This is a genomic window from Lysinibacillus sp. FSL R5-0849 (assembly GCF_038595075.1).
GTDB classification, from domain to species: Bacteria; Bacillota; Bacilli; order Bacillales_A; family Planococcaceae; genus Lysinibacillus; species Lysinibacillus fusiformis.
The window spans coordinates 3,355,568-3,373,034 of the sequence record NZ_CP152004.1 but is presented as its reverse complement, the minus strand read 5'-3'; the positions used below and the strand labels follow the sequence as shown (position 1 = coordinate 3,373,034).

Genomic DNA, 17,467 nt, shown 5'->3' with positions numbered 1-17,467 from the left:
ACTTAAAAAATGGAGCGGTTGAAACAACATATTGTGACAACCGCCCAATTCTCTTTATTTGAAGATGCTCAACCATGAAGAATTGAACAAATGAATTTTTAGAATCAAACATTGTCTTGTTAAAGAAAAAATACATAAGGGTGTGTTGCCATGTATCAAACCTGTATTTATAACTATGACAGTTCATTAGAACAATCATTGCTATTACTTATTGATGAGTTGTGGGATAAACATCAATATTTTGTGTCAAAAGGCTGGGAGGGGGGACCTCATATTCAGTTGATTACAAAAAATAAAATTTCACAATCTGAATATGACACTTTGAAAAAAAGAGTGCGCCAGCTAATCGAAGAACAGCCATTGGATAAATCATATATTGATCAAGTGAAGAAAAAATATGAGCAAAGCTCCCGATTGCTATCAAATTTAGAAAATAAGAAAAATGAACGAGCTATTCGAGAACACGGGGAAATGGACATATATCCTTATAATTTGCCTGTTCATAATGAACGATTAACGAATTTATATATGAACGAACGATTCAGACATTACCCATTGCTATTGGATACTCGAAACTATATAGAAGCACAGAACATTAGCGTTGAGGAGCTGTTTCCCCTTATTTTTTCGAGAATTTCAGATGTCTATCATGAAAAGAATAATAATAAAGGTTATTTTTCGTTTGTCTCGCATGTTCAGGGCTTCTTTGAGCTTTCTGCCAAGCAAGAGAAACCATATACCGAAAAGCTATTTGAGACATTTTATTTAGAAAGACAATCAGGTTTAGAAGCTGCAGAGAAAGCACATTCTCCAATAATCAATAGATGGTTTAACTATTTTACAGAGTTCTATGGAAGTTGTTTAAGTCAGGTGGATGAATTGTTAGACGATCACTATAAAGCGGAATTGACTCGTACTATTGAGGAATTAGAGAAGAATTTTAAAAATGAATTTCATAGGAATTTTGTTGCCTATTCAAAGGAAAATAACTTTATGGAAAATCCTGAGGCAACGGCTTATAGATTTACCGTAAATCTGCTGTATTTACTATTACCTTACTTTAATATAAGTGCTTTGAAGAAGCAAAAGTATATTTATATGGCTTACAGAATTGTGGAAAGTAAAAAAGGGATGACTTGGAGGGAGGAGTTAGGACTTGACTATAATCGTTACTCAAAATCCATTTAGTATTTATCGAGGAACCAATACTTCTGATCAGTGGTACTTTGAAATGAGAGAAAAAGCGAAGGAAATTCAGTCTGCTAAAGAAGCGATTGACAATGTTCATGCAAAAGTTGAAAGAGAGAAAGAAATGGTAGTCAGTCAAATTGAAGAAGAGTTCTCTCTACAAAAGGATCCGAAGCTATTGAATCTGAAACGGGATGTTCATAATTTGCGTAGCATTCGTTTAAGGAAATACTCAGGGCCAATTTTATTGAATCGACTAGTAGAGCTTTTAGATCAATTAGAGTTGTATCAAGAAGCACTGCAACAAAGGTACGAGGAAGCTGTATTGAAGTCAAGAGAGATTCTGCAACGAGAAATAGCAGATGAGCAGCTGCAAAAGACCGTTTTATTTTTTAATCAAACTATTTATAAGAACATTGAAAAATATTTATCCAAACCTGTCCAAACACATAATAAAAAAGAAAAAAAGTTGGACAATTTTATTATCAACTTGTTAATGCGCAGCTCTATGAAGACTAGTCCGTTTTCTTATCTTACGCAAACAGGCTCTTCTGGTAATCGATTTTTAATCAAAAAGAAGGCGAATATCGAATTAAACCATGCGCTACTTTTTAGAATATTTTTGGAAGTTATTCGTACGAACAATGATACATTAGAAAAAATTCCAGTCCATATTTCTAAATTTGGGCAAAGGAATTCTAAAATCTTTTTTGTCACGCAAGAGAATGTACCGCAATCTAAGAAAATATATGAAACAAGAGATAAGCTGGTTGAGATGGGGATTGCGGAAGAAGTAATTCAATTTCTAAAGAAAAAACAAGGGCAAACGATGTATTATAAAGAATTTGCTCAATTTCTAAGTGAACATGATCTTTATTCGGGGCATGAGTTGGATGTATTTAAAAAGCTTGTTACCACGAAAATTGTAGTACAAAAAATTTCAGTAAATGCTAAAAGAAATCTTGTAGAAGAAATGATTTCCTATTTAAAAGACCATGATATTTGCGAAGAGCTATCACGCCAGCTGCAATTCATTAATGAATTGCAAAAGGAATTCGAGCAGGCAGATACAAATGGGCGGTTAGTTCTTTGGAAAAAGATTGAGGATATTATTAAAAATTTGAGTGAAACTATTCCGAATTTTGGTACGGAGATTCTATATGAAGATATCTTGTTTGATGCTCAAAGTAATAAGAGCAGCCTTAAAGATATTGACAATAAATTTTCTAATCATTTTTTTGAAGAAATTACGGCATTTTTACTGTTGTTTGATGTGAATATTCGTGTGCAATACGAAGTTGCTGCGCTTTATAAAAAAATATATGGGCACTCGGAGATAAGTTTATCTGACAGCAATTTATTAAACAATGTATTCTTCGAAAAATTGAGATACTTCTTCCCTTATTTCCAAGACATGGATTACCGCTATGATGACGCGATTGCACCTGAAGTAAAGATTTTGGATGATCTTAGAGACGAATTTAAAGCATTCTTTTCCCAATACTTAGATGAAAATCAAGATGTAGAAATAGATTTTCAGGAACTAATCAAGCCCTTCTCTAAAAAAATTCCTACGTATATTAAATACGGCAATGAATTTAGTATGACATTCTTTTATCAGCTTTTTCAGGAGAAAGTAATTTTAAACGATATTTATGACGGTCAGGAGAAATTTTTATCCAGGTTTAAAGACTTCTTTGAGGATTTGAATAATGATTCACAGTATCAAGAATATATAGGGAAAAATTATTATGATAAAAATTATTATGAAGTGACAGAGCTGTTTGGATTTAATGGCGGTATTCATGATAGAAATTATAAACAAAAATTAAATTTAGAGTTTGGAAATCAGAGATTCCATGATGTTGGTTATCCTCATATATCAGATTTTTCGGTTAAATACGATGAGAAAACGAAAAAATTGAAAGTGCTCGACCATCAGAAAAATGAAGCAAGGGTCGCCTATAAATCGTCATTAGTGCCAGTGTTTCTACCAGGTGTTTTATCTGTATTGCTACTTCTGTTTCAAAGCGGAAGAATTAACTTTGATATAAATTACTTTTTGAAAAAAAGAAGTGATATGCCAAGAATTAGTTTTGAAAATATTGTGATGTACAGAAAGAAGTGGAATATCAAACACGAGGATATTGAGCGTATAAGCAAGGATGCGGCAAATGAAGTAGAGCTGTATTCATTAATAAATAACTATTTTCAAGACAGGGATTTACCTGAAACTTTCTTTTTAAAGAAATACCGTATGGGTGAAGAAATTTCTGCCATGAAGCCATTGTTTATTGATATTACAGTTCCCATATTATTCAAACATTTTATGAATGAAATTACTAATGAAGAAAGTGAAGATCCTACGTTCTTTATTGAAGAGGTGTTACCTGAATTTAAAAATGAGCTTAGGGAATATGTTGTGGAATATACGATTGACAATTAGGAGGGTGAACGATGCAGAATTTTAATGTAAAGGTAGAAAAACTAACAAAGAATTACGGAAAAAAGGCTGTTCTAAAAGGAATAGATTTTATTGCTGAAAAAGGTGAAATTATTGGTGTTATCGGTAAAAATGGAGCTGGGAAATCAACATTCTTAGAAATTTTAATGACCATTAAAGATTTTAATGACGGGAAGGTTGTTGTCTTTGGTAATAATTTAAAAGAAATTGATCAAGCACAGCTTGGAAAAATTAAAAGCAATATATCCGCAGTATTGCAACCTACACAGTTTTATAAAAAATTAAAAGTAAAAGAATTACTAGATCTTTTTAGATCCTATTATGGTAGCAAAGTAGATCTGAATGAAATTATTGAGGAGTTTGAATTGCAGGAGCATTTAAATACATTCTTCGATAATTTATCTGGGGGTTGGAAGCAAAAGGTGAGTCTAGCAATCGCTTTTTCTTCTAAACCACGTTTGATTATTTTGGATGAACCGACTACCGGACTGGACCCTCATATGCGAAACATATTATGGGAAAGTATTACAGGATATATTAAGAAAAATGACAGTACAGTCATTTTATCGACTCATTATATGGATGAAATCGAACTCTATTGTGATAAAGTTCTTTTCATTAATGAGGGTGTAACCGAAGTATTCGATACGCCAGAAAATATTCTGAAATCCGGTCATAAATCTATTAATAGCTTTTATCTCGATAAGATTGCCAAATAAGGGGGAGCAAATATGTTATTAACACAAATTAAATATGACTTAAAAATGTTCTTTAGAGAGTTATTTTATTTAGTCTTTACGGTTGTTGTACCGCCTGTCACATATATTTTAATGGGACAAATGTTCAGTAATGCAACCTATAACGGAGGAATGAACTATGTTCAAATGTATACACCTTCGTTTATTGTCCTCATTAGTTTTTCAGTCGTATTTTTTGCCTTTGGTTTTGATCAGGTAATGAATCGTGCAGCTGGTATTGAAAAAAGACTTTTCATTACGCCGATCACTGATAAAATTCTTCTCATGTCCAGTATTGCTAAGTCATTTATTATAGCTACAGCAGGCTTTTTCTTAATCACTTTGATTGGCTTACTAGTTTATGATTTGCAGCTTTCAATTGTTAATTTTTTGATGTCATATGTAAGCTTATTACTAATTAATGCGGTGATGTTGGTTTATTCTCACGCAATTTATTCAAACTTTAAGGAAGTAAAAACAGCACTTATTTTGTCTATTGTATTGTTCCAAATTGTTATGTTTACTGGGGGCTTCTCTGTTCCGGTGGAAAGTCTTCCGAATTTTGTGAAGTATGTATCTTATGTAAACCCATTCTATCATTTAAATAATATTTATATCTCAATTTGGAATCAGACATTTGAACTCAATCAAGATATGCTGATTTCCATCGGGTACACATCGGCCCTTCTGATTATTTCATTAGTTGTCATTAAGTTCAACAATAAGAAGGAGTGAGTAATATGCTAATAAAGGCTCGAAGAAATATTCGATATCACTATAATGAACCCGACCTATTTATATATGGATCAAACGAATTAATAAAATTAAAACTAAGTATTTCAGAATATGATGAAATCACTTCCCTGATTAGTAAGGCCTATCAGGGAAGTGAAGAAACAGCACTTTTTGAAGAGTTTAACCGCTACACAAAACTCATTCAATTTCTTATAGAAAAACATGTTTTTTATTTAATTGATCCAAAAGTTTATGATCTTCACAAAAACAGTCTCTATTTGCCGTGGGTTGAAGAGCAATGTCTATCAGTAGAAAAAGGTCTGAGAGACATTGAGGGAATTTGTGTGAACATTCCCACATCTTATTTTGGTGCAATTTATCTCAGTGAATTATTGGCAGAAAATCATATTCAACATGAAATTGTAGAAGTAGAAAATATTGAAGTTTTGGCAGACGGGAAAATCGCTTCACATTATTATATTGGGAAAAAAGAAGATAAAATATGGGTTTCCACAAGAAATCATCCGAATTTTGAGGCTGTGTCAGCTGAGGATATTTCAGAGAAGCTTCTAGCAGGTTTCCTTTATTATGGAGCCATTATATCTATCATTGGGAAAGAGGCCCCTGTATTCAGTATTAATTCCCTCATGGAAGTTGAAAGGAAATTGGCATTTGATGGAATTAAAAAAGTGGATTATCAAATTTCAGTAAGAACGCCTCAAGATGCTATCAAGAATTATAATTCACTCGAAACTTTTGTAAAAAAATATGATTCAAAGATAGTATCTTTTAATAAAAATAGAGCGTATTTTACTTACAACCAATCACCGTTACAGATTATTACTGTACAAACAGAAGACGATGAAAATTACTTCTTTGCAGATATTTCTTATGAAAGGCTCGCACAGTTTCTCTCAGAGGCAGCATTTATCGAAATATTAAAAAATAGTTATTCAAAGGATCTTCTATTGAAGCAGCAGGGAAAAGTCATCTATAGTACCCAACATCATAAAACAGGGAAACTGTACAGATTAGATCTGAATGAGCTGGAGGAATCAGAACTTATTAGTAGTTTAATGAATCAAGAAAAGTTATCTACCAATTTCTACCTCCAGGCATGTAGTAGAGGGGGGTATTACTTGTATGCTGTAAATGATAAATCGGAGGCATTCATTTTTCAGCTCCCTGTAAAAACAGCAGCTCAGTTGATAACAGTTTTACTGACTTGGATTAGTATGCATATGAATGATGTATCTATTAAGGAATCATTCTTCCAATCCGTAGATTTAAATGAGCTCCATCTAAAAGAAGTCAGTTCTGTAAATTGGGACAACTCTAATCAAGAAAATTTAGTAAATGGTCAGCAGACTACTGTAGGGAAAATACTCAATGATCATGGTTTTGAATATGAACTTTTGGAGGTGGAGTGATGACCATACAAACAAACATTGCTACGATTCTGACAAACCAAAAGTATATTTTTATTCATTCATCAAAGAATGATTCATTCTTTTGCCTAGATTGCTTTAAGGAGCGAACAAAAGAACTGAAAAGCTATCAACAATATTTTGGTTGGCAAGAAGACCAGCCAAATCGATTAGAATCAGAAATAATTGATACACTTGTGCAAAAGCTCCAAACAAATAGCGAACCGTTCCTCTATGAAATAAACCGAGATACATTGGAAATCCAAGCGAAAGCAACCTTCAAGCGAGGAGATTGTCAGTGTAATGTAGATACGGGTTCAAATCGACCTCAGGAATTGGATACTCTATTCAATGCAAAAGATAATCGACAATTGAGCTTTGAACAAGTAAGAGAAAAGATTGAAAGAAATAAAAAATTAATCTATGCGCATCCATCGTCGATTGTAAATGCATTGGCTCGCTCCGGCGATTCTTATGGAACACCAATGGTTCAGACAGAAGTATTGTATAAGGGAATATCAATGCTTTCCTATGGTCGGACAGGGACGTATGAAAAGTCAAAATATATTTCTATTTTGGAATCATTGGAGCGCTATGCCACAGCGTTTCCTTATAAAAAGCAACAAAGGGCAATGCGGGAAAAAGATTCTGAAGTGATTGATCTCACACTGAGTGAAGTGATGGCACAATGCAATTATGGCAATCCAGAAAATTATTCGGAAGATCAGCCACTGAATTATGAAAAAGTTTGGGCATTGCATAGTGAAAGAGATGTTCTAATTCCCGAGCAGCTAATTTATTACAACTCTCATGTTGTTTCTAATGAAAAAAGATATATTTACGAAAGCTCTAATGGCAGTGCTCTCGGTTCAACAGAAGCAGAGGCCAGCCTACACGCGATGCTAGAGCTGATTGAACGCGATGCTTTTTTAGCTACTTGGTATGGACAGATTCCACCTGTCAGAATTGATGAATCTAGCATTCATTCTAAAAAAATTCAGGCTTATTTGGACTCTTTAAAGCAAAAAAACATCCGTGTACATTTGTTTGATATATCGATGGAAGTGAAAATTCCGACAATCTGGGTTTTATTAGAAAAAGAGGAGCCTAAGGAAAATGAAATGGCCTTCTACACGGCTGCGGCGGCTTCCTTTGACTTGGAAGAGTCAATCGAGCGAGCGTTGATTGAAGCTACAACTGCGATTACTGTTTTTACAAATGTCTTCAATAATAAGGAATATCAGACAAGGAAACGACAATTGTTGGACAATCCTCAATCGGTGCACAAGTTGGAAGACCACTTGCTACTTTACTCAAACAAGGAGATGAAATATGCATTTTCGTTTGCATTGAATACGGAAATGGTGTCTTCCTACGAGCAATTGGAGGCAGGATATACAATATATCAAGGGAAATTTTCCGAGGTTGTTCGAACGCTTGAAGGCCAATTGGTCGATATATCTGGTAAAGCGTATCGGGCTATGACAGAAAATCCGAATTTATTTTCTGCAGGATTTGTAAATGTGAAATATATAGTGCCTGGCATGCTGACGATGACTTTTGGGCATCAAAATAGACGAGTTGTCAGTCAACGAATTGAAAAGGCTATTCAGTTTAAGAAGACAGGGAAGCTAGATAAAGACTGGATAGAGAAAACACCCCATCCATTTCCATAATTGAACGGGAGGGAATAAGGATGATTGATCAACAATATTTAGATCGATTCGGAGAGGATCGCTATAAGCAATCATTGTCTGTTGCACATGTTGATGAAGAACCACTGTTTAATAATCATTTAGATGTGATTGACATGAAATTTTTGAAGGAGCTTGGTAAAAGTGATGGCTGGAGTTCCATTATTTACGATCTCTATTATTATTTAGAGATGATTCAGCGGATAGATTTTTTCAGCAAATACTATTTCCATTCTTTTTCTCCCAAAGCTAGAAATATAGATAGTCTTAAATTGGTATTTGTTCATAAAACGCATATGTTTGTATACAAAGCATTAACAGACAAAGTTTATGTATATCACCAAGAATATTTTAAAGGATTGAATGCTGAAAGAGACTATCTCGTCATCGTAAATGACAATCGTCAGCTCCAAAAATATTATGGTGAGTTTTCTTTAATGCTAAGTTTATTGAATACAGGTCATTATCTTTATAATCTTGACTATGTTTTAAATGGTCATCAAATTCGTCACCGTAAACTAACAACAGCATCGCTTGAAAAGCCTGTTGAATTTGTCACAATTCCGCTTGTATTGGAAATAGCTTTAGACCAAGAATATCATTTGAGTACAACAGATATAAAAGCGCAACCGGAGACAGAATTTTTCAGGAGAAGAGTATCGGAGCAAAATATTAAAGGCGATGCAGTAGTTAAAAAGTTGATGTCAGCTAATACACACCATCGAATACTGCAGGAGTTCCAAGCAGCTGTGCAGGACTATCCTGGAATAGGCTTGTGGACGTTTATAGATAATATTACTGATGTCAAAAGTGGCTTTTATCGGATTGGAGAAACGTGTGAATTTATTCAACCGAAAGGTAAACTTATGTATACGAAGATGTTGCAAGAATATCAAGATTTCACTAATTTGGAAGGCATGTATTATTGGCTATTTTTTACCTTTGAGAAATCAGGTCAGGATTATGATGATATTTTTTTAAGGATGGGTCATTTTGCACAGCATTTATCTATTATTGCTGCGAAGTATGGATTGGCTGCTCGAGGGATTAAAAATTATAATGACAAAATAATAAAAGAAAAATTCAAACTAGAGAACAATGAACAACTTGGCTACTCGTTAAATCTTTTTAAGAGCTGGAACACAAGTCACAGTATATTTCTAAAATAAAGGAGGACCTTATGTGGGTATCTAAACATTTATTCATTCATGATTATGTCTTAATTGAAGAATTTTTAAAAGAGTGTTTGTTGCCATATTTAGATAGAGAAAAAGTTCGATATTTTTTCATTCGTTATTGGGATGGTGGTCCCCATATCCGATTGAGATACCAAACAGCACAAGACGCAGCAGAAAAAATTGAAAAAGAATTGGAGCACTTATTGGAGAGCTTTCATCTAAAGCATAGTAGTCACTCATTTCAAGCTATTTCCTATGATGAGGCGATCATTCAGACAGAAGGCATTGTACCAACTGCTCCGTATCCGAACTTTTCAATTCAGGCGATCGAGTATGTACCAGAGCTAAACCGTTATGGGGGGGAGGCAGCAATGGCGTTGTCTGAAGAACTATTTGTCCACTCTTCAAAATTTGCTGGACAAATTATTCAAAAGCTTAATCGAACTCAGCGTTATGTGTTAGCCATTGACCTCATGTATAACTGTACAAAAATTGCTCAAGAATTAGGATATATTGAGAAGCATGAGACAATGTTTCATGCGTATCGTGAAATATGGACTCAATTTTCTCAAAATAAGACCCCAGAGCAAATATATAAAGTGATTAACAACAGAATCGATCAATTGAAAAATGGAGAACTTGCCATTGAATTCTATCAGCCCTATCTTAAGGTTTTTAAATCTATGCTTGCTCAAATAAAGTTATGTCAAACGACAATGGAGCCAAAGTACGCCTTTTATATTGTCATTTCTCATCTTCATATGTTGAATAATCGATTAGGGGTATCTCCGGAATATGAATTCATTTTTTCAGATGCTTTTCTTAAAGCTGGGTGATTTCTTAAAAAGGAGGAAATGAATGTGTGGAACTTTAAAGGAGAGAGGAATATAGAGAAAAAATTCATTGATTATCATATGATGTCAATCAATGAACCTGAATTTACCAATACTCAAGTATATGCGCATAGACCGAGAGAGTTGCAGAAAAATGGCAATTATCCGTTAATTGATTTAGATTATACGATTGACGATAATAATATATTTGAAAAAACTTTAGGGACGAGATATTCGGCAAGGGAACCATTCAAGACGAATGTGAAAGTCGATAAAAAGGTAATGGCACAATTTACTCAATTGGCCATGATTGGTGGTGAAAAAGAAAACCGTACATACCCTTCTGGGGGGGCACAGTACTATGTTAATATTTATTTTTTATTCAACGAGCAATTGGTAGACGTTGATTTGATAGAGCAGGGGAATATTATGCTGCTGAATAGTGATACTCAAAAATTATTAGTTAAACAATACGTGCCGTGGGATGAAATGAGTAAAGCGTTTATCCAAAAGTATTTGGCAAATACCGCTCAGTTCGCAGTTGCTTTGAGCTGTGATATGTCAGGAATCTCAGGAAAGTATACAGATATCTCCTATAAATTGGTTCAACAGGAGGCCGGACATATTGGACAAAATATTCAGTTGGTAGCGAATTACTTAGGGTTGGAAAGTGTACCATTGGGCGGTTTTTATGATATTGAGTTATCAAAACTTTTGAGTGATAACCAAACATCCTTGTATGCATTTCTTATAGGATAGAAAGGAGTGGAGGTTGAATATGTATTGCTTAAAATTGAAATATCAAGTAAAAAAAATGAACGATTTCTTTATGATCCAGGATTGTATAACATTAGAAACAGTCATGGCCTTTAAAGTTAAAGATATCGAGTTTAATAGATTAAAAGAGATTATTTATCATGGAATCGATGAAACAGTGGACTGCTCAGAAAATAAGCTTGGAAATCAGCTTTTGGAAAAGGACCCTACATTGTTTATCTCCTATGAAAAACAAAAATCCAGAGATCTATTGAATCTAGTGAGAAGCTATACAGAATTTTTTACCCCTTATTTCATTTCTACAGAAGCTATTGTAGAGTACTTGATTTTTGCAGAAAAAATTATTGATACAGGGAAAATCTTTAACATTCAAGTCATGTTAGAAGATAAATTCCCAAATGTTCAAGAGTTTCTGGAAAAATCACCGTTTGTACAAACGATCTATGATGAAAACCCACAGGACAATATTGATTTGCTAATTGGAACACAAAAGAAAATCGCAGAAATCAATCAAGTTGAATCTTTTGCAAAGTATATACTGGCATTGAGCTGTCAGGAAAATAGTTTAGAGATTGGTCCATTAATCAATACAACGAAGTTTGAAATTCCTAAGTTTTCAACAGAAGGTGAGCTGAATGCAGCCATCATGCATCATGAAGAGTTGTTGATGTGTTTCTTCTTGGAAAGAATTCTATTTATTCAGTTATTTAATTTATATAATAAAATGCGACAAAATGAGTTTTTCCCCACTAGAAACAAAGTCTGTATTAATCGAATGGATCTTCAAGGATATAGTGAAGCGGTTACGCTGTATCCCAAATATTTGGTTGAGTTTGTCGTATGAAAAATTTCATAATTGTAAGGAAAATACTCGTAACTGTGTATTTTCCTCTTTTTTTTTTGCATATATGTAATCAGAGTAGTAAGTTACTAAATATTAAAAAAAATGATAGAAGAGCAAGATATACTATTATTGTAAAGAAAAACAAGGAGGGGATAAAAATGGAAATACTGCTAAAGGGATTTAGGGAAGACGTGTTGGCAGAATATATGGTTAGGAAATTAAAAGAAAGACAAGAACTGACCAGAATTCAAGAATTGAAGTGTAAATTGGGTATTGAAGTCTGCCTCATTAATCTTGGGAAGGCCGTTCCTGTATACTTGACAGCATTTTTACTGCATTCAGTTTGGCTAACATTTATTTTTCACAGTGCTTATTTATTAGTACGGGTCTATGCTAGAGGTATTCATGCTCAAAAAAGCAGTACCTGCACGTTGATAAGCATTTTCCTTTTCGGAATACTACCGATCATCATACGAGATATTTCAATATCAGAATCGATGTTTTGGATAGGTATTCTAGCTGTATATATCTGTCTTTATAAATATGCCCCTCAAGATACAGAAAAGAACCGTGTTAATGATAAAGCGTTGAGAGTAAAACTGAGAAACAGAGCCATTATTGGCTATTCGATTTGTGTAGCAGTAATGGTTAGTACAAGCTCACAACTAGTCATCAATCAAGTATTTTTTGGAAGTCTACTAGCTGTATGCTGTATTCTTCCATTAACATATAAATTATTGAAAAAATAAGGGAGGAAGAAGAAAATGAAGAAAATTCAAAATATGTTTGCAGAAGGTCTAACAAAACTGTTTGTTGCAGTAGGCGGGTTAAGTGTTCATAATTTCTGTGTATTGTATTCATTTGAACCAACAATTCCAGAAGAACTCAAAAAGTAAATTATATGTGAAATACTAGGTTTTCGCTAAAAATTCTAAATTTTGCTAATTTGGTTTTCTATAGTATAATATTCATACTAGATTCCTATAGAGAGATGAGGATTAGCGTGTGATTCTATTAGCTATAGTTCAAGTCGCCATTCAGTGTATTTTAGTAGCTTTTGTCATAGGGAAACGTTTTATTCGAAAGGAAAATATTATTGCAGTTATACTGTTTAGTCTAATAATGGGCGGGCTATATCCGTATCTAGATATTTTTGGTTCGCTCTTAATATTTGCGTTTGTTCTTGGTATGTTTAAGTATACATATCTAAAGTGGATACCTGCACTGTACTACGCATCAACAATAATGATTGGTATGATCCTCATTGATCATATAACAACTTTCATTTTGGGAAAAGTTTTAGATATTGATACAATCTCCTCAGCAACAAACGAACTCATTTTTTCAGCCGTATTACTACATCAATTTATCACACTCATCATTGGTATTATATTTATAAATCTTTGGAAAAAAATTACTTTCAGAGTTTTTGAGAAGGATGCAGAAGATAGGATTACAAAACGAATTTTAGCTTTCTTGGGTCTTTTTACATATACAATTTATTTTACAATGATTGTTTATGTACGATTAACAGGAAATCAAAATACGCTAGTATTGATGAATACGCTGTACTTATTTATTTATTTCGTCATTTTTGCTGTCAGTTTGTCGTTCCTAGTATATACCTTCAGAAAGCAGTTAGAGATGAGGGAGAAGGAAATAGAGCTAAACAGTATACAAATGTACACGGAACAGCTGGAAAAAAACTATTATGAAATGCGAACTTTTCGCCATGATTACATCAATATCCTATCTTCTATGTCCGAATATATTAACAATCGTGATATGAATGCTTTAGAGAGCTATTTTAATGATAATATTATGCGTGTCAGTCAAGAGATTCGTGATAATGATTTTAAAATGAGAGGATTGTCTGAAATTAAAATTCCAGAAGTAAAAGGTTTGGTTTCCTCCAAACTGATTACAGCACAAGAAAAGGGGATAGATGTGGTTTTTGAATGCCCTAACGAAATTCATTATTTGAATATGGACAGTGTACTATTGTGCCGCTGTATTGGAATTATTTTAGACAATGCCATTGAAGCAGCTGAAGAGGTGGAGAAGGGTATCATACGAGTGGGGTTTGTTGAGCTCGAACAATCCGTGTCCTTTGTAGTTTGGAATACGTTTAGTGATACCGGACATAAACTTTTTCAATATTTCGAAAAAGGATTCTCGACAAAAGGTGAAAATCGAGGGCTGGGGCTGAACAGCCTGAAGAAGATGGTTGATCAAGAAAATATGACACAGTTGGATACAGTTATCGAGGATGGTTTTTTTAAGCAGGAAATTGTAATTTTAAAGTGAGGGATTGAGATGATTGATGTTTTTATCTGCGAAGATCAAAAGGAACAAAGAGAGAAGATAGCCAAATATGTTTCAAATTATATAATGATTGAAAATCTGGATATGCAACTGGTCCTAACAACCGCGGATCCAGAAGAATTATTACACTATATAAATGAGAGTAAACGATCTGGTTTATATTTTCTTGATATTGACCTGAATCATGAGATGAATGGTATCACACTTGGCGCGGAAATCAGAAAAGTGGATCCAATAGGCGATATTGTTTTTGTCACAACGCACTCAGAACTTACTTATTTAAATTTCATTTATAAAGTAGCAGCGATGGATTTTATTATTAAAGATGATGTTGATTCAATACAAAGTAAGGTTATTAGCTGTTTAAAGGTGACAAATGAAAGAAAGCAAGTGACGAATAAGACATCCAATAAAAAATTCGTTCAAAGAATTGCAGATAAAATTATTAGTGTTAATTTTGATGAAATTATGTTTTTTGAATCCTCTCCATTACATAAAGTTGTTTTACATTTGGATAATCGTCAAGTGGAGTTTTACGGGAAACTGAAAGACGTAGAAAAAGAGTATGAAAGTTTCATTCGTTGCCATAATTCCTTTGTAGTAAATATCGACAATATTCAGGAAGTGGATTTTAAAAAGAAAGAAATATTAATGAAAAACGGAGAAATTTGTTATGGGTCGGCACGAATGATTAAGGCTGTACAGAAAAAATTAGAAATGAATGTTATCGAATAAAAGTATGTTTATTAAAAATGGATGAATTTAACGGAAATAGAAAAGGTAGAATCATTACTTAAAATATCCGGTAAATGCTAGTTAATAAACTAACATTTACCGGATATTTTTATGCCAACATTTGTGTTAATTAGTAATGATTATACGAATTGTCTATTATGATGCCTAACAACTTGACAGAAGTCTAAATGGGGAGTACTATACATTGGTCGCGAAAAAAGCTATCGTGGCGTAACATTATTTTAAATGCAATGCAATACTTATAATATAAGTTAATAGACATCAAGATTAAATTCAATAAGTACAAGGTAGGTGCAAGAAATGAGAAATTTATTAAGTAAAAAAGACGACCTATTGAATAACTTTTTTGGAATATATGTAGTAGCTGTTTTAATGTTATGGATTAAAACATACATCTCTCAACAAACACAATTTGACCTAGGTGTAGAAGGAGTAATTCAACAATTCCTTTTACTATTAAATCCACTTGGCTCAGCCATGCTATTTTTAGGATTTTCATTTATCTTTAGAGGAAAACGAAAATATACATCACTTGTTGTAGTGTACACGCTGATGTCCATTCTTTTGTATGCTAATATTGTTTATTACCGATTTTTTAGTGATTTCATTACATTGCCAACACTTTCTCAAACGCAGAACTTTGGTGATTTAGGTGGTAGTGTTCTTTCTTTATTAAAACCATATGATATCTTGTTCTTCGTTGATGTATTCGTAATGTTCTACCTACGATTCTCAAAAAGAATTCAAAAAGATACAAAACGTTTTGGCTATAAAAAGGCAATGGCGATCATTACATGTGCATTAGCTATTTCAATTCTTAATTTAGGGTTAGCTGAGGCTAATCGTCCACAGCTATTAACAAGAGGTTTTGATAGAAACTATATTGTGAAATATTTAGGAATGTATAACTATACGATCTATGATACAGTAGAAACGATGAAAGCATCTTCACAAAGAGCTTTAGCGGATAGTAGTGATATTACAGAAGTGATTAACTATACTAAAGCCAACTACGCAAAGCCTAATGCTGATTATTTTGGTAAAGCAAAAGGAATGAACGTGATCTATTTACATTTAGAATCATTCCAAAACTTTCTTATCGACTATCAATTAAACGGTGAAGAAGTTACACCATTTCTAAACTCATTAGCAAAAGATAAAAATACATTGTATTTTGATAATTTCTTCCATCAAACTGGACAAGGTAAAACGTCCGATGCAGAATTTATGCTAGAAAATTCTTTATTTGGGTTACCGCAAGGTTCTGCTTATATTACAAAAGCACAAAATACGTACCAGGCAGCTCCTAGTATTTTAAAAGATTATGGTTATACATCGGCTGTATTCCATGGCAATAACGGAAGCTTCTGGAACAGAAACGTGATTTATAAATCCTTTGGTTTTGATAAATTCTATGATGCTAGTTATTATAATACGGGGACTTCAGGTGACATGGCTGAGTATGGATTATTAGATAAACCATTCTTTGAACAATCGCAAAATCTTTTAAGTTCTTTACCACAACCGTTTTATACAAAATTAATTACGGTTGGGAATCACTACCCATATAAAATGAATCAAGACTTAGTAACAATCGATAAAGCAAATACAGGCGATGCAAGTGTTGATAATTATTTCCAAACTGCTCGTTATGCAGATGAAGCAATCGAACAAGTTTTCCAACAATTAAAAGAATCAGGTTTATATGATCATTCGATGATTGTTCTATATGGCGACCATTATGGTATTTCAGATAATCATAACGCAGCCATGAGTCAAGTAATTGGAAAAGATATTACACCATATGAAAGTGCTAATTTACAACGCGTTCCATTATTCATCCATGTTCCGGGTATGGAGGGTGGTACTAACCATACGTATGGTGGGCAAACAGACCTTCTTCCAACGTTATTACATTTACTAGGAATTGATACGCAACAATTTGTTCAATTTGGATCTGACCTATTGTCAGAAGAGCACCATGAAATTGTGCCATTTAGAAATGGCGATTTTGTCAGCCCAAAAATCTATTCAGTGAATGAAAAATTTTATGATAATGAAACAGGTTTACCACTAGATGATAGTCAATTAGAGTCTGCGAAAACAATTAAGAATGAAGTAGATCTTAAATTGCAACTATCTGATAAAGTCGTGAATGGTGACTTATTGAGATTCTATAAGCCAACAGGGTATACGCCAGTTGATCCATCTCAATATAATTACTCCAAAGAAGACGATGTAGAATCGAATTAATGGTAATCCTTTGCTAGGCAGGTTAAGAAAATGAGTAAGGTATCAAGGAGAGTATGTTTGAGTGCTCAGGATACCTTACCATTAGCTTGACCTGTTTTTTTATACCTGATGATTCAGCACGAAGTAAAATAATTAAGGTAAACCTTACAGCCACTACGGTTGTAAGGCTTTTTATTTTTTTGTAGGAAAGATGCTGTGAGTTTAATGCAACTAGCGAGTATTAGCAATAATAACGCGAAAATTGTGAGAAAATGGA

15 protein-coding genes are annotated in these 17,467 nt (G+C 33.5%); all 15 read left to right on the top strand.

The annotated features are described in order from the left end of the window. The first annotated feature begins 150 nt into the window (after positions 1 to 150). The 15 genes from MKY80_RS16565 to MKY80_RS16495 all read left to right on the top strand — a co-directional run bounded on the left by MKY80_RS16565 (position 151) and on the right by MKY80_RS16495 (position 17,211). Positions 151 to 1,188 carry a hypothetical protein gene (locus MKY80_RS16565; protein WP_342530297.1) on the top strand — a complete coding sequence of 346 codons (1,038 nt, stop codon included), beginning with the start codon at positions 151 to 153 and terminating at the stop codon, positions 1,186 to 1,188. Further along, positions 1,157 to 3,634, top strand: coding sequence for a lanthionine biosynthesis protein (locus MKY80_RS16560; protein ID WP_342530295.1), 2,478 nt, complete (start codon positions 1,157 to 1,159; stop codon positions 3,632 to 3,634). The genes MKY80_RS16565 and MKY80_RS16560 overlap by 32 nt, the downstream gene beginning before the upstream one ends. A gap of 11 nt (positions 3,635 to 3,645) precedes the next feature. After that, the gene (locus MKY80_RS16555) at positions 3,646 to 4,371 is read left to right on the top strand and encodes an ABC transporter ATP-binding protein (protein WP_008179401.1); all 726 of its coding nucleotides are present in this window, start codon (positions 3,646 to 3,648) and stop codon (positions 4,369 to 4,371) included. 12 nt (positions 4,372 to 4,383) lie between these two features. After that, complete coding sequence (locus MKY80_RS16550; RefSeq protein ID WP_342530293.1) at positions 4,384 to 5,124, top strand: ABC transporter permease; 741 nt, start codon at positions 4,384 to 4,386, stop codon at positions 5,122 to 5,124. Positions 5,125 to 5,129: 5 nt separating this feature from the next. After that, positions 5,130 to 6,554 (top strand): hypothetical protein, encoded by a 1,425-nt coding sequence (locus MKY80_RS16545; protein WP_089987127.1) that lies wholly within the window; start codon positions 5,130 to 5,132, stop codon positions 6,552 to 6,554. Next, positions 6,554 to 8,227 carry a YcaO-like family protein gene (locus MKY80_RS16540; RefSeq protein ID WP_089987128.1) on the top strand — a complete coding sequence of 558 codons (1,674 nt, stop codon included), beginning with the start codon at positions 6,554 to 6,556 and terminating at the stop codon, positions 8,225 to 8,227. Before MKY80_RS16545 ends, MKY80_RS16540 begins: the two co-directional genes overlap by 1 nt. 20 nt (positions 8,228 to 8,247) lie before the next feature. Beyond that, a complete protein-coding gene (locus MKY80_RS16535) occupies positions 8,248 to 9,414 on the top strand; it encodes a hypothetical protein (RefSeq protein WP_089987129.1) in 1,167 nt (388 codons plus the stop codon). Positions 9,415 to 9,425: 11 nt separating this feature from the next. Beyond that, positions 9,426 to 10,259, top strand: a complete 834-nt coding sequence (locus MKY80_RS16530) for a thiopeptide-type bacteriocin biosynthesis protein (protein ID WP_008179409.1) — start codon at positions 9,426 to 9,428, stop codon at positions 10,257 to 10,259. Between the two features lie 18 nt (positions 10,260 to 10,277). Further along, positions 10,278 to 11,015 carry a SagB/ThcOx family dehydrogenase gene (locus MKY80_RS16525; protein WP_342530288.1) on the top strand — a complete coding sequence of 246 codons (738 nt, stop codon included), beginning with the start codon at positions 10,278 to 10,280 and terminating at the stop codon, positions 11,013 to 11,015. A 34-nt stretch (positions 11,016 to 11,049) separates the two neighbouring features. Continuing rightward, positions 11,050 to 11,877 carry an ABC transporter permease gene (locus MKY80_RS16520; protein ID WP_342530287.1) on the top strand — a complete coding sequence of 276 codons (828 nt, stop codon included), beginning with the start codon at positions 11,050 to 11,052 and terminating at the stop codon, positions 11,875 to 11,877. Positions 11,878 to 12,035: 158 nt separating this feature from the next. Then, positions 12,036 to 12,626 (top strand): accessory gene regulator AgrB, encoded by a 591-nt coding sequence (locus MKY80_RS16515; protein WP_043990601.1) that lies wholly within the window; start codon positions 12,036 to 12,038, stop codon positions 12,624 to 12,626. A 15-nt stretch (positions 12,627 to 12,641) separates the two neighbouring features. Beyond that, entirely contained in the window at positions 12,642 to 12,773 is a 132-nt protein-coding gene (locus tag MKY80_RS16510; protein ID WP_008179416.1) for a cyclic lactone autoinducer peptide, read from the top strand. Positions 12,774 to 12,882: 109 nt separating this feature from the next. Further along, positions 12,883 to 14,184 (top strand): GHKL domain-containing protein, encoded by a 1,302-nt coding sequence (locus MKY80_RS16505; protein WP_008179417.1) that lies wholly within the window; start codon positions 12,883 to 12,885, stop codon positions 14,182 to 14,184. A gap of 9 nt (positions 14,185 to 14,193) precedes the next feature. Further along, on the top strand, positions 14,194 to 14,937 hold the full coding sequence (locus MKY80_RS16500; RefSeq protein ID WP_089987132.1) for a LytTR family DNA-binding domain-containing protein: 744 nt from the start codon (positions 14,194 to 14,196) through the stop codon (positions 14,935 to 14,937). Between the two features lie 321 nt (positions 14,938 to 15,258). Next, entirely contained in the window at positions 15,259 to 17,211 is a 1,953-nt protein-coding gene (locus tag MKY80_RS16495; RefSeq protein WP_342530282.1) for an LTA synthase family protein, read from the top strand. The last annotated feature ends 256 nt before the right edge of the window (positions 17,212 to 17,467 follow it).

Bases quoted from the DNA above. Each gene is read 5' to 3' on its own strand.
- MKY80_RS16565 (WP_342530297.1), top strand. From the start codon at position 151: ATGTATCAAACCTGTATTTATAACTATGACAGTTCATTAGAACAATCA.
- MKY80_RS16555 (WP_008179401.1), top strand. From the start codon at position 3,646: ATGCAGAATTTTAATGTAAAGGTAGAAAAACTAACAAAGAATTACGGA.
- MKY80_RS16550 (WP_342530293.1), top strand. From the start codon at position 4,384: ATGTTATTAACACAAATTAAATATGACTTAAAAATGTTCTTTAGAGAG.
- MKY80_RS16545 (WP_089987127.1), top strand. From the start codon at position 5,130: ATGCTAATAAAGGCTCGAAGAAATATTCGATATCACTATAATGAACCC.
- MKY80_RS16540 (WP_089987128.1), top strand. From the start codon at position 6,554: ATGACCATACAAACAAACATTGCTACGATTCTGACAAACCAAAAGTAT.
- MKY80_RS16535 (WP_089987129.1), top strand. From the start codon at position 8,248: ATGATTGATCAACAATATTTAGATCGATTCGGAGAGGATCGCTATAAG.
- MKY80_RS16530 (WP_008179409.1), top strand. From the start codon at position 9,426: ATGTGGGTATCTAAACATTTATTCATTCATGATTATGTCTTAATTGAA.
- MKY80_RS16525 (WP_342530288.1), top strand. From the start codon at position 10,278: ATGAATGTGTGGAACTTTAAAGGAGAGAGGAATATAGAGAAAAAATTC.
- MKY80_RS16515 (WP_043990601.1), top strand. From the start codon at position 12,036: ATGGAAATACTGCTAAAGGGATTTAGGGAAGACGTGTTGGCAGAATAT.
- MKY80_RS16510 (WP_008179416.1), top strand. From the start codon at position 12,642: ATGAAGAAAATTCAAAATATGTTTGCAGAAGGTCTAACAAAACTGTTT.
- MKY80_RS16500 (WP_089987132.1), top strand. From the start codon at position 14,194: ATGATTGATGTTTTTATCTGCGAAGATCAAAAGGAACAAAGAGAGAAG.
- MKY80_RS16495 (WP_342530282.1), top strand. From the start codon at position 15,259: ATGAGAAATTTATTAAGTAAAAAAGACGACCTATTGAATAACTTTTTT.